The sequence below is a fragment of the Pseudomonas sp. S5F11 genome, assembly GCF_019641515.1.
Classification (GTDB): Bacteria; Pseudomonadota; Gammaproteobacteria; order Pseudomonadales; family Pseudomonadaceae; genus Aquipseudomonas; species Aquipseudomonas rhodesiae.
Genome location: NZ_JAIFJZ010000001.1, coordinates 965,187 through 977,347, shown reverse-complemented (window position 1 = coordinate 977,347; position 12,161 = coordinate 965,187). Strand labels below are relative to the sequence as shown.

The window sequence follows — 12,161 nt, the reverse complement described above, 5'->3', positions numbered from 1 at the left end:
ACCATGCTTTCGGAACTTGAATTACGCAGCATTATTGAAGGAAGTTTCCTGCCTAAACGGTGCGAATGCACCAAAGCCGAAGATGCTTCGCTGACGATCAAGGTGTATGACGACCGCGACCGTGACCGGGTGGACTTGGAAGTCAAAGGCATCAATGCAGACAAGCTCGACAGCAGTCGCGCCATTTGCAATCTGATCACCGGGTTGCGTGAAGACCTCAAGCACACCCATGCACCTGTACTGCAACGCGCCGGGTCGCGCGGCTACTACTAAGCCGTCGTCTGCGGTTGAACCACCGAAGACCTCTGGGCCTGGATTAACGCCAGGCCCAAAACGGTGGTATGTCCTTGCGCAATTCCCCCTATGCCTTCAACCCAATTGCTGGCGATACGGTAGATCCGGACCGGTCTTGGTGCAGGTTAATGCCGCTGCGCGAATGGCAAAGCCGAGCATCGCGTTAATCTGCTCGCGGCTGAGCTGTTGCAGACCCGCCACCGAATCCAATTGATGCTCCGTCAGCCAAGCAATCAATGCTGCCTGGAAGGTATCGCCGGCGCCAACTGTGTCGGCCATCACAACGTCCACCGCCGGTTGCGACCAGTTGCCATGCTGGCGACTGAATACACTGGCGCCATCGCCGCCGCGGGTGAGGAACACCAACTGGCAACGGTGCTGCAACCAGCCCTGCAGAACGCTTTCTGGTGATTGGCCGGGGTAGAGCAGGTGCAGGTCTTCGTCGCTGACCTTGATCAAGTCGGCATGCTTGACCAGTTCCGCTACGCGGTCGCGCCACAGTTGGATATCCGGCTGCGGGTTGAGGCGCACGTTGGGGTCGAGGCTGATCAGGCGCTTGCCGCTTTCACGCTGGACCAGGCTCAGCAGGGTGTCGCCAATCGGTTGCACCACCAGCGAGAACGAACCCACATGCAGCCCGCGCACGTTATCGCCCAGCTGCGGCAGGTGACTCACCTGCAATTGGCGGTCGGCGCAGCCTTCGCCGCGAAAGCTGTACTGCGGTGAGCCGTTGGCGCCCACGGCGACCATCGCCAGGGTGGTCGGCGCGGCGAATTCCACCAGGTAATCCTCGCTGACGCCTTCATCCCGCAGCACTTGCAGCAGGCGCCGGCCAAGAAAATCGCTGGACAGCCCCCCGAACAGGCCGGCCTCGATGCCCAGGCGACGCAGGCCCACGGCTACGTTGAACGGCGAACCGCCGGCAATCGCCGTGTAGTTGACCTTCGACGCCTTGCCGCTGGCGTCTTCCTCGCTGAAGAAATCGAACAGCGCTTCACCACACACCAGATACATAATTGCTCGCTCTTAAAGGGTTGCCACGAGCTGCTGATAGCGCTCGTAAGCCTGTTGATAGGCGCTGACATGGGCTGCCACCGGCACGGTACGGCTGGCCGGGTCGACGCTCACGCATCTGTCGCAGAGGCTGGCCAGGGATTCGCCGGTCTGGCTCCACGCCGCCTGGATCGCCGCGCCCAGGGCGGCGGCTTCGCTTTGTTCGGTGCAGACCACTTCGGTGTGCATGATATCCGCGACCATCTGCCGCCACACCGGGCTTTTCGAACCGCCGCCGATCAAGCGGATGCTCTGGCTTTGTAGGCCGGTCTGGCGCAGCAGGTCGAGGCCGTAGCGCAGGCCGAAGGTCGTGCCCTCGACCACCGCGCGGCACAGGTTGGCGCGGGTCAGGTTGGTCATGGTCAGCCCATGCAGGCTGCCGGTGGCGTGGGGCAGGGCGGGTACGCGTTCGCCGTTGAGAAACGGCAGCATGCTCACGCCGTCGGCGCCGATGGGCGCGCGTTCGACCAAGGCATTGAAGGCAGGCAGGTCCAGCTCGAACAGCTCGCGGATCACCCCGGTGGCGTTGGTCAGGTTCATGGTGCAGATCAACGGCAACCAGCCGCCGCTGGACGAGCAGAACGTCGCCACCGAGGCCTGGGGGCTGACGTTGGGCTGGTCGGCAAAGGCATACACGGTGCCGGACGAGCCCAGGCTCATGGTTATCACCCCCGGCGCGATATTGCCGGTGCCGATGGCGCCCATCATATTGTCGCCGCCGCCGCTGGAGACCACGGCGTTGGGGTTGATGCCCAGACGTTCGGCGATGGCCGGCAGGATAGTGCCCACGCTTTGATCGGCCTCGATCAGCGGCGGCAGGGCCCGCTCCAGGCGGCCGCTCGGGTCGATGTGCCGCAGCAGGGCCGTATCCCATTCACGATTACGCACATTGAAGTAACCGGTGCCCGACGCATCGCCATACTCGGCGACGGCGCGGCCGGTGAGCCAGTAGTTGAGGTAATCGTGGGGCAGCAGGATATGGGCGATGCGGGCGAAGAGGTCCGGGTGTTGTTCGCGGGTCCACAGCAGTTTGGAGACGGTGTAGCCGGGTGCAATGGCCACGCCCAGGCGTTCCAGGGAGCCACGCTCGCCGCCGAGGTGGGCCAACAAGCGGTCGTTCTCGGCGGCGGTTTCGGTATCGCACCATAGCTTGGCCGGGCGCAGCACCTGGCCGTGCTCATCCAGCAGCACCAGCCCATGCTGCTGGCCGGATACGCCAATGCCGAGGATGTCCTGGCCGTCGACGCCGGCCTGTTGCAGGGCACGATGGGTGGCTTCGGCGAAAGCGTCCAGCCATTCCTGGGTGTGCTGTTCGCGGCGGCCATTGGCAGCGCTGATCAGGGTGTGGGCCGCCGCGCCGAGGCCCAGTACCTTGCCGCTGCTCGCGTCGAGGACGATAGCCTTGGTGCCCTGGGTGCCGCAGTCGATGCCGAGGAACAGGTTTTGCTGGGTCATGAGGGGGTGCTCAGCATTATTGTTGGACGTTAAATGCTATCCCAATGTGGGAGGTGGCTTGCCCCCGATAAGGGGAGGTCAGTTGATGAATCAGTTGACTGACCCAGCGCCATCGGGGGCAAGCTCCCTTCCACATTTCAAGCCGGTTTTTTCAGCAACTGCTGCAGGGTTTTGGTCACACCGTTATCCCGCAAGCTGACAAAACACCGTTCGAACGCTGCCACAAACGCAGGCGAATTGGGAATAGCCGTGCCGAAAATCTCTTCCACCCCCAGCAGGCGCACGCTGATCAGCGCATCGTCAGTTACCAGGCTCTGACAGAACGCTGCGCGCGGGTCGGGAATGTTGTAGCGTGCGCCGTTCTCATCCACACCTTTGAGATACAGGGCCCAGGCGGCCACTACCAGCGCCGCGCGCTCGGTCTCGCGGCCATCGGCAATCAGACGGTTGACGGTCGGCACAGTGAACTTGGGAAACTTCGACGAGCCATCCGAACAGACCCGTTCCAACTGGTCGGCGATGGCCTGGTTGGAGAAGCGATCCACCAGGGTCTGCTTGTATTCGGTCAGGTCGATGCCCGGCACCGGCGCCAGGTTCGGTGTGACGTCCAGGTCCATATAGGCGCGCATATAGGCCACGAACAACGGGTCGTTCATGGTTTCGTGGACAAACCGGTAGCCCTTGAGAAAGCCCAGGTAGGTCAGGGCCAGGTGGCTGCCGTTGAGCAGGCCGATTTTCATTTCTTCGTAAGGGGTAACGTCATCGGTGAACTGCACGCCGACCTTTTCCCAGGCCGGTCGGCCGTTGACGAACTTGTCCTCCAGCACCCACTGCACAAACGGCTCGCACACCACCGGCCAGGCATCGTCGATGCCGTGTTCGTCATGCAGTTGCAGACGGTGCGTGGTGCTGGTCATGGGGGTGATGCGGTCGACCATGGCATTGGGGAAGCTCACATTGGCGGCGATCCAGTCATGCAGCTCGGCATCGCGCAGGGCGGCGAAGGCCAGCAGCGCCTTGCGTGTGACCGCGCCGTTGTGCGGCAGGTTATCGCAGGACATCACCGTGAAAGCCGGCGTGCCGGCGGCGCGGCGCTGGGTCAGCGCAGCGCAGATAAAGCCGAACACGGTTGTCGGCGCTTGCGGGTGTGCCAGGTCATGCTGGATCTGCGGCAGGTGCGCCATGAATTCGCCGGTGCTGTCGTCGATGCAATAGCCGCCTTCGGTGATGGTCAGCGAAACGATGCGAATCGCGGGCTCGGCCAATTTGTCGATCAGCGCCTGGGCGCCGTCTTCGGCCAGCAGCATATCGCTGATCGAACCGATCACGCGCACTTCGGTGTCATCGGTGTCGCCCAGTTCGTACAGGGTGAATAGAAAGTCCTGGCCGGCCAGGTCGTCGCGGGCCTTGCGGTCTTCGGCGCGCAGGCCGACGCCGCAGATGCTCCAGTCCAGGCCCTCGCCGGTGTTCATCAGCGCATCGGTGTAATACGCCTGGTGTGCGCGATGAAAGCCGCCGACGCCGATATGGGCAATACCCTGGGAGGTGCTGGCAATGGCGTAGGCCGGCACTTGGATCTCACGCGGCAGTTGGGTGAGGTTCTGTTTATTCAGCTTCATAGCGTAATACTCGCGAAATCAGGCGGCGGCGCGCAGTGGGCGGGCCACGGCGTTGCCATCGGTGTCGAACAGGTGGCAGTGCGTCGGGTCCAGGTGCAGTTGCAGCGTCTCGCCGTACTGGCTGGCCATATCGCCACGGATACGCATGGTCAACGGCTCGCCGTTGGCGGTGATGACGTGGCAGAACGTGTCGCTGCCCAGGCGCTCGCCAACATCGGCGGTCACCGTCAGGCTGGTTTGCCCCGGCGTGGCGATTTCCAGGTGCTCCGGGCGAATGCCCAGGGTCACCGCGCTGCCGACGCTCAGGCTGGCGCCGCTCAACGGCAACGTGACCAATGTCCCGGCGTCCAGCTGCACGTCGCAGTCCTGGCCGCTGACCCGGCTGACCTGGCCTTTGAGGAAGCCCATCTTCGGCGTACCCAAAAAGCCCGCCACGAACAGGTTGGCCGGCTGGTGATACAGCTCCAGGGGCGAGCCGACCTGTTCGATGCGGCCGCTGTTGAGCACTACGACTTTGTCGGCCAGGGTCATTGCTTCGACCTGGTCGTGGGTCACGTAGATCATGGTCGCTTGCAGCTCTTTATGCAGGCGCGCCAGTTCCAGGCGCATCTGCACGCGCAGGGCGGCGTCGAGGTTGGACAGCGGTTCGTCGAACAGGAAGATCTTGGGGTTGCGCACAATGGCCCGGCCGATGGCCACACGCTGGCGCTGGCCGCCGGAGAGTTGCTTGGGCTTGCGCTCCAGCAGCGGGCCCAGTTCGAGGATGCGCGCCGCTTCGCTGACTTTGCTCTCCACCAGTTTCTTATCGACACCGGCCAGGTCGAGGGCGAACGACATGTTCTTGCGCACGCTCATGTGCGGGTACAAAGCATAGGTCTGGAACACCATCGCCAGGTCGCGCTTGGCCGGGGTCACTTCGGTGATGTCGCGCCCGTCCAGCTCGATGGTGCCGTCGCTCACCTCTTCCAGGCCGGCGATCAGGCGCAGCAGGGTGGATTTACCGCAGCCTGACGGGCCGACGAAGACTACGAACTCTTTGTCATTCACTTCCAGGTCGATGCCTTTGATGATCGAGAAACCTTCGAAGCCTTTTTGCAGATTCTTGATTTTCAGGTTGGCCATGACGGGCCTCCGCTAGGAATTATTATTTAACTGCGCCGAAGGACAGACCGCGCACCAACTGTTTCTGGCTGATCCAACCAAAGATCAGGATCGGCGCGCAGGCCAGGGTCGAAACGGCGGACAATTTGGCCCAGAACAAGCCTTCGGGGCTGGAGTAAGAGGCGATCAGCGCGGTCAATGGCGCGGCGCTGGACGAGGTCAGGTTCAGCGACCAGAACGCTTCGTTCCAGCACAGGATCAGCGACAGCAGCACGGTGGACGCCAGGCCGCCCTTGGCAATCGGCAGCAGCACGCGGACCATTTCCTGCCACAGGCTGGCACCGTCCAAGCGCGCGGCTTCGAGGATGTCCTTGGGGATGTCTTTGAAGTAGGTGTAGACCATCCACACCACGATCGGCAGGTTGATCAGGGTGTAGATAATGATCAGCGCGATGCGCGTATCCAGCAGGCCGAAGCTTTTGGCCAGCAGGTAGATAGGCATCAGTACGCCCACCGGCGGCAGCATCTTGGTCGACAGCATCCACAGCAGCGTGCGTTTGGTGCGCTGGGTTTCGTAGAACGCCATGGAGTAGGCCGCGGGCACCGAGATCAGCAGGCACAGCGCGGTGGCGCTGAAGGAAATCAGCACCGAGTTCCATGCATAGCTGAAGTAGTTGCTGCGCTCGTTGATGTGCAGGTAGTTCTCCAGGGTCGGCGTGAAGATGAACTGCGGTGGCGTGGCGAACGCGTCGATTTCGGTCTTGAAGCTGGTGAGCACCATCCAGAAGATCGGGAAGAAAATCAGGATCGCGATGGCCCAGGCCAGGGTGCCGAGCAGCAGGCTTTGCAGGCGACGGGATTGTTGAAGCGTCATGGCGCGGCCCTCAAGGCTTGTCAGTCAGGTTTTTGCCGATCATCCGCACCAGGATGATCGCCGCGATATTGGCGATGACCACGGCGATCAAGCCGCCGGCCGAGGCCATGCCCACGTCGAACTGCACCAGTGCCTGGTTGTAGATCAGGTACGCGAGGTTGGTCGAGGCGTAGCCCGGGCCACCGTTGGTGGTGGTGAAGATTTCCGCGAACACCGAGAGCAAAAAGATGGTTTCGATCATCACCACTACGGCAATCGGCCGCGCCAGGTGCGGCAGGGTCAGGTGCCAGAAGATCGCGATGGCGCCGGCACCGTCCAGGCGCGCGGCTTCCTTTTGTTCCTGGTCGAGGGACTGCATGGCGGTCATCAGCAACAGGATCGCGAAGGGCAGCCATTGCCACGACACAATGATGATGATCGACAGCAACGGGTAGTGCGCCAGCCAGTCCACCGGCTCGGCGCCGAACAGTTTCCACACGGCGGCGAGCACCCCTGACACCGGGTGGAAAATCAGGTTTTTCCAGATCAGCGCGCCGACGGTGGGCATGATGAAAAACGGTGAAATCAGCAGCACCCGCACCAGGCCGCGACCGAAGAACTCACTGGCCTCCAGCAGCGCACTGATCAACACGCCGAACACCACGCTGATCAACAGCACACTGCCGACCAGCAGGAGTGTATTGGTGGCGCCGGGCAGGAAGCCGGAGTCGGTGATGAAGTAGGTGAAATTCTCCAGCCCCACGAATTCATTCTCGCCGGGGTAGAGCAGGTTGTAGCGAATCAGCGAAAAGTACAGGGTCATGCCCAGCGGCACGATCATCCATAGCAACAGTAGGACAACCGAGGGGCTGACGAGAAACCAGCCGGGGTTGGCCAGGCGGTTTTTGGCAGGTGTATTCATGGTAATTAACGCCAGTGCGGAGCAAGGATCGGAGTGCGGTCACTGTGGGAGGGGGCTTGCTCCCGACAGCGGAGTGTCAGTCGATTAATCAGTTGGCTGATCCACTGCTATCGGGGGCAAGCCCTCTCCCACCTTGACGGTGGTGAGGCTCAGGTTACTTGGGGTAACCGGCCCGCTTCATTTCCCGCTCGGTGGTGGTCTGCGCCGCAGTCAATGCTGCATCAACCGTCTGCTGACCGGTCAGCGCACCGGAGAAGAACTTACCGACCTGGGTACCAATCGCCTGGAACTCAGGAATGGTCACCAGCTGGATCCCGATATACGGCACCGGTTTGAGCGTCGGCTTGGTCGGATCGGCAACTTTCAACGATTCCAGCGTGACCTTGGCGAACGGCGCAGCCTTCATGTACTCATCGCTGTAGGTCGATGTGCGCGTACCTGGCGGTACGTTGGCGATGCCATCGGTTTTGGCTACCAACTGGCTGTATTCCTTGGACGTGGCCCAACTGGTGAATACTTTGGCGGCGTCCTTGGCCTTGGAACTGGTCGGGATCGCCAGGGACCAGGAGTACAGCCACGACGTGCCTTTGTCCGTGGTTTCATGGGGCGCGAAGGTGAAACCGACGTGGTCGGCCACTTTGCTTTGGGTTTTGTCGGTGACGAACGAGCCGGCGACGCTGGCGTCGACCCAGATCGCGCACTTGCCGCTGTTGAACAGCGCCAGGTTTTCGTTGAAGCCGTTGCTGGAAGCCCCCGGCGGACCGGATTTCTTCATGTTGTCGACGTAGAAATTCAGCGCGTTCTTCCATTCCGGGCCATTGAATTCAGGCTGCCATTTTTCATCGAACCAGCGCGCACCGTAGCCGTTGGCCAGGGTGGTGATCAGCGCCATATTCTCGCCCCAACCGGCTTTGCCGCGCAGGCACAGGCCGTATTGCTCTTTGCTCTTGTCGGTGAGTTTGCTGGCGAATTCGCCGATCTGGCTCCAGGTCGGGTGCTCAGGCATGGTCAGCCCGGCATCCTTGAACAGGTCGGTGCGGTAGTAGGTGATCGAGCTTTCGGCATAGAACGGCAGGGCGTACAGCGAACCCTTGACGGACAAACCGTCACGCACCGAAGGGAACACATCGTCCAGGTCGTAGGACGCCGGCAAGTCCTTCATCGGCTCCAGCCAACCCTTGGCGCCCCAGAGTGCGGCTTCGTACATGCCGATGGTCAAGACATCGAACTGCCCACCCTGGGTGGCGATGTCGGTGGTCAGGCGTTGGCGCAGCACGTTTTCTTCGAGCACCACCCAGTTCAGCTTGATTTCCGGATGCTCGGCCTCGAAGGTCTTCGAGAGCTTCTGCATACGGATCATGTCGCTGTTGTTGACGGTGGCAATGGTCAGGGTCTGCGCGCCAAGGCTGACGGCGCTGAGGGTCATACATGCAGTCATACACGTAGAGGCAAGCAGAGCTTTTGCTGGGAACTTCATCGCGCACTCCATTTCCGCGCCCAGGGGCTACGGAAGGACAGTTATTGTTGTTGTGTCTTCCTACAGGGAGTCAGGAAGAGTGTGCGTTGATTACAGCCTTCAATTGGCGGTGTGACAAATCCTTGGGAACACTGGGACTGATACTTTTTTGCACTCAGCAAGATCGTTCCACGCCCCGCGTGGGAACGATCAGTGCAGTACTTAACCTCTATATCAGCCAGTGAAAAATCACTCTCAGGCCAGGTTCTGCTCGGTCAAGCGTTGTACCGCCAGTCGCCGGTAATGGGACGGGGTCATGCCCTTGAGCTGTTGAAAGCGTCGATTGAAGTTGGAGATGTTATTGAAGCCCGACTCAAAGCACACATCCGTCACGGCCTTATCGCCATCGGCCAGCAGCTCGCAGGACTTGCTGATGCGCAACCGATTGACGAATTCGATAAACGTGCGCCCGGTGGCCTGTTTGAACACGCGGGAAAAGTAAGTGGGTTTCATGCCCAGGTGTTCGGCCACTTCTTCCAGCGGCAACTCCCGTGCGTAGTGGGCGAAGATGTAGTCCACCGCGCGGTTGGTGCGGTCGATGCTGTGCTCGTCGGCCGTTTGCGGTGCTGTCACCCCCGACAGCAGTTGGTAGTCGTCACACGCGCTCAACACGTCCAGCAGGATAAAGAAATGCCCCAGGCGCGCCATGCCCTGGGCGTCCTCGATGCGCTGCATCAAGGTCACGGCCTGGGCGATGGTGTGCTTGCAGCGAAACTCGATACCCGACTGCGCACGCTCCAGCAGCGGCGCGAGGTTTTTGAGTTCGGCGAAAATGTGGCTGCCCTGTTCAAGCAGTTCATCGGTGAAGTTCACCAGCATGTCGCGCTTAGGCACCACCTCGTCTTCCTCCACCTGGCTGATCCAGTTGTGGGGCAAATTGGGGCCGGTGAGGAACAGGCTTTCCGGGTAGAAGTTGCCGATGTAGTCGCCGATAAACACCTTGCCGGAGCTGGCGACGATCAGGTGCAGTTCGTATTCCTTGTGGAAATGCCAGCGCACCAGCGGGCAGGGGAAGCCATGCTGGCGATAGATGATGGACAGACCGTTGTGATCGTCCATCAGCTCGTAGGAAGGGTCGGTGATGCGCGTTGCTCGGGTCATGCTGCCGTCGCTTTATTGTGGTTGCTGCGTAGGATAATGCCCCCTGGCGCACCCCCTCGCCAACGTCTGTGTTTACCCGTTGCGGTTTTTCGCCTCGATCCACTGCGCCATGTACTGGGTACTCTTGTGGGCGTGGTGGCGCAACATGCTGCCGGTGAAGTTATCTCGGCGATGGGCCGTGAGGCGGCTGCGGCACTGTTGCAGGCACTCGATCAGCGCCGGGCCGTGGATCTGTTGGGCGTAACGCCGAGCCAGCAGGTGGCGCCCGTGTTCCTGTGCCTTCGTCCAACGGTCGCGGTCCTGATACAAAGCCACGGCGGCAGCGGCCAGAGCCTCGGCATCGGCCGCGATGGCTCCCGGCCAGGGCTGTTCATCGCCCATGGCTTCGGCGCCGATCGGTGTGGTGACATTCGGCGTGCCGCACAGCATGGCATCGGCCAGCTTGCCCTTGATTCCGGCGCCAAAGCGCAACGGCGCCAAGCAGATACGCGCGGCGCTCATCACGCGCAGGGCATCCTCGGCCCAGTTCATGACATGAAAGCCCTGGGCCGGGTTGTGCAGGGCGGTGGCCTTGGGCGGCGTATAAGCCCCGTAGATATGCAGCTGGGCCCCTGGCAGTTGCTGGCGGATGCGTGGCCACAGGCTGTTCTTCATCCACAGCACCGCATCCCAGTTGGGCGCATGGCGGAAGTTGCCGATGCTGAGGAAGTGTGCACGCTCTTCAAACGACGCAAACGCCTCGCTCGGCGGCGTCAGCATCAGCGGGCACCAGTGGAGCAGGGCGGCCGGCACCTTGAATTGTTCGGTGAGCAGGCGGATTTCCACATCGGAAATCATCAGGCTGATATCACAACGGTAAATTGCTGCGATCTCGCGCTTGGCCAGGTCGGTGTTGGCCATGTGCTGGAATTCTTCGGTCAAGGCCGGGGCGAACAGCGCGGTGAAGTCATCGCTATCGGGCTCGATTTTGAGGTGTTCCTTTAGGCGCTGATGGCGGGCGTCGCGCAGGCTTTGCAGGTCGGAGGTTTCCAGCACGCGCAGGGCATTCGGGCAGTGTTTTTCGACGCGCCAACCGAACTGTTCTTCCATCATGAAACGGTCGAACAGCACGATATCCGGGGCCAGTTCGCGGACAAAGTCATCGAAACTGCTGTTATTCAGCTCGATGGCGCACTCGGCGATACCCAGCGCCGCCAGGTCGGCCTTATGTTCGCCGAGCGCGGCGGGGCTGCTGAAGGTGATGTCCCAACCTTGTGTCAGAAAAGTTTCGAGAATCTGCATCATATGCCCGCCCGCGGCCGAGGAGCGCGGCTCCGGCCAGACGTAACCAATGACCAGGACTCGGGTAGCAGGCGGCTTCATCGACAACGGTTTCCTTGCAGGGCAGGGCGAAAGGCGCGCAATTAAACCACAACCGGCGACATGACAATTTGTGTCTGGCGGTAGGTGGTCATCGTACTTTGTGGTTAACTTCCGCCTCTCGCATTCGTTTAAACCAAACCCAGCATAAGGATTCCGTTCATGGCTCAAGTCACCCTCAAAGGCAACCCTGTCCAGGTTGAAGGCGAACTGCCGAAAGTTGGCGCCAAGGCCCACGACTTCACCCTGACCGCCGGCGATCTGTCGGACGCAACCCTGGCGACCTACGCCGGCAAGCGCAAAGTGCTGAATATCTTCCCAAGCGTCGACACCCCAACCTGCGCCACTTCGGTGCGTAAGTTCAACGCTCAGGCCAGCTCGCTGAACAACGCCGTGGTGCTGTGCATCTCCACCGACCTGCCATTCGCCCAGGCGCGCTTCTGCGGTGCCGAAGGCTTGGAAAACGTGAAAAGCCTGTCGGACTTCCGTGATTCGGATTTCGCGGTTGATTACGGTGTTTCCATCGCCGACGGCCCGCTCAAAGGCTTGACCGCCCGCGCGGTGGTCGTGCTGGACGAGAACGACACCGTGCTGCACAGCGAGCTGGTATCGGAAATCGGCCAGGAACCGAACTACGAAGCTGCCCTGGCAGTATTGAAGTAACTGTTTCGGCGCATTGCTGTCGTTTTGCAGTAACACGCTTGATACATGATTGCGGCCTGGCCTAGTCCAGGCCGTTTTCATTTGTGCTTCAAATGCTTAGCTGGAATAGGCCGATGGACTAAGATCCTCAAGTCACATGTTGTAAGCCCAAGGTAAATAGCCGGTAAAGGCGCTTTTCTAAATGCGCCCCAGTGCTTATCTTTCAGCCTCCCAAAGAAGAAGCTC

General features: G+C 61.0%; 11 protein-coding genes. 2 read left to right on the top strand and 9 right to left on the bottom strand.

Going from position 1 to position 12,161, the window contains the following annotated elements; all coding sequences use genetic code 11:
- Window positions 1–3: 3 nt before the first annotated feature.
- Window positions 4–273, top strand: a complete 270-nt coding sequence (locus K1567_RS04270) for a DUF1652 domain-containing protein (protein WP_034097126.1) — start codon at window positions 4–6, stop codon at window positions 271–273.
- Window positions 274–369: 96 nt separating this feature from the next.
- Here the strand turns inward: K1567_RS04270 and K1567_RS04265 are convergent, their stop codons facing one another.
- From K1567_RS04265 to K1567_RS04225, 9 genes are all read right to left on the bottom strand, one after another.
- The gene (locus K1567_RS04265; protein WP_220698169.1) at window positions 370–1,308 is read right to left on the bottom strand and encodes a carbohydrate kinase; all 939 of its coding nucleotides are present in this window, start codon (window positions 1,306–1,308) and stop codon (window positions 370–372) included.
- A 12-nt stretch (window positions 1,309–1,320) separates the two neighbouring features.
- Window positions 1,321–2,802 (bottom strand): xylulokinase, encoded by a 1,482-nt coding sequence (xylB, locus tag K1567_RS04260; protein WP_169868148.1) that lies wholly within the window; start codon window positions 2,800–2,802, stop codon window positions 1,321–1,323.
- A 137-nt stretch (window positions 2,803–2,939) separates the two neighbouring features.
- A complete protein-coding gene (locus K1567_RS04255) occupies window positions 2,940–4,421 on the bottom strand; it encodes a mannitol dehydrogenase family protein (protein ID WP_169868150.1) in 1,482 nt (493 codons plus the stop codon).
- A gap of 18 nt (window positions 4,422–4,439) precedes the next feature.
- Window positions 4,440–5,543: an ABC transporter ATP-binding protein gene (locus K1567_RS04250; RefSeq protein WP_034097132.1), complete on the bottom strand. Its 1,104-nt coding sequence runs from the start codon at window positions 5,541–5,543 to the stop codon at window positions 4,440–4,442.
- A gap of 22 nt (window positions 5,544–5,565) precedes the next feature.
- Window positions 5,566–6,396 (bottom strand): carbohydrate ABC transporter permease, encoded by an 831-nt coding sequence (locus K1567_RS04245; RefSeq protein WP_034137967.1) that lies wholly within the window; start codon window positions 6,394–6,396, stop codon window positions 5,566–5,568.
- A gap of 10 nt (window positions 6,397–6,406) precedes the next feature.
- Window positions 6,407–7,297, bottom strand: coding sequence for a carbohydrate ABC transporter permease (locus tag K1567_RS04240; RefSeq protein ID WP_034113238.1), 891 nt, complete (start codon window positions 7,295–7,297; stop codon window positions 6,407–6,409).
- Between the two features lie 154 nt (window positions 7,298–7,451).
- The gene (locus K1567_RS04235; protein ID WP_034097138.1) at window positions 7,452–8,774 is read right to left on the bottom strand and encodes a sugar ABC transporter substrate-binding protein; all 1,323 of its coding nucleotides are present in this window, start codon (window positions 8,772–8,774) and stop codon (window positions 7,452–7,454) included.
- A gap of 234 nt (window positions 8,775–9,008) precedes the next feature.
- Window positions 9,009–9,914, bottom strand: coding sequence for an AraC family transcriptional regulator (locus tag K1567_RS04230; RefSeq protein ID WP_034097140.1), 906 nt, complete (start codon window positions 9,912–9,914; stop codon window positions 9,009–9,011).
- A 72-nt stretch (window positions 9,915–9,986) separates the two neighbouring features.
- Window positions 9,987–11,276, bottom strand: coding sequence for a glycosyltransferase (locus K1567_RS04225; protein WP_034113241.1), 1,290 nt, complete (start codon window positions 11,274–11,276; stop codon window positions 9,987–9,989).
- Window positions 11,277–11,435: 159 nt separating this feature from the next.
- On the opposite strand from K1567_RS04225, the gene tpx reads away from it, so the two are divergent.
- Complete coding sequence (gene tpx / locus K1567_RS04220; protein ID WP_034097142.1) at window positions 11,436–11,936, top strand: thiol peroxidase; 501 nt, start codon at window positions 11,436–11,438, stop codon at window positions 11,934–11,936.
- The last annotated feature ends 225 nt before the right edge of the window (window positions 11,937–12,161 follow it).

Coding starts and splice junctions, on each gene's coding strand:
- K1567_RS04245 (WP_034137967.1), bottom strand. CDS start 6,396: ATGACGCTTCAACAATCCCGTCGCCTGCAAAGCCTGCTGCTCGGCACC.
- K1567_RS04255 (WP_169868150.1), bottom strand. CDS start 4,421: ATGAAGCTGAATAAACAGAACCTCACCCAACTGCCGCGTGAGATCCAA.
- K1567_RS04225 (WP_034113241.1), bottom strand. CDS start 11,276: ATGAAGCCGCCTGCTACCCGAGTCCTGGTCATTGGTTACGTCTGGCCG.
- xylB (WP_169868148.1), bottom strand. CDS start 2,802: ATGACCCAGCAAAACCTGTTCCTCGGCATCGACTGCGGCACCCAGGGC.
- tpx (WP_034097142.1), top strand. CDS start 11,436: ATGGCTCAAGTCACCCTCAAAGGCAACCCTGTCCAGGTTGAAGGCGAA.
- K1567_RS04235 (WP_034097138.1), bottom strand. CDS start 8,774: ATGAAGTTCCCAGCAAAAGCTCTGCTTGCCTCTACGTGTATGACTGCA.
- K1567_RS04250 (WP_034097132.1), bottom strand. CDS start 5,543: ATGGCCAACCTGAAAATCAAGAATCTGCAAAAAGGCTTCGAAGGTTTC.
- K1567_RS04265 (WP_220698169.1), bottom strand. CDS start 1,308: ATGTATCTGGTGTGTGGTGAAGCGCTGTTCGATTTCTTCAGCGAGGAA.
- K1567_RS04230 (WP_034097140.1), bottom strand. CDS start 9,914: ATGACCCGAGCAACGCGCATCACCGACCCTTCCTACGAGCTGATGGAC.
- K1567_RS04270 (WP_034097126.1), top strand. CDS start 4: ATGCTTTCGGAACTTGAATTACGCAGCATTATTGAAGGAAGTTTCCTG.
- K1567_RS04240 (WP_034113238.1), bottom strand. CDS start 7,297: ATGAATACACCTGCCAAAAACCGCCTGGCCAACCCCGGCTGGTTTCTC.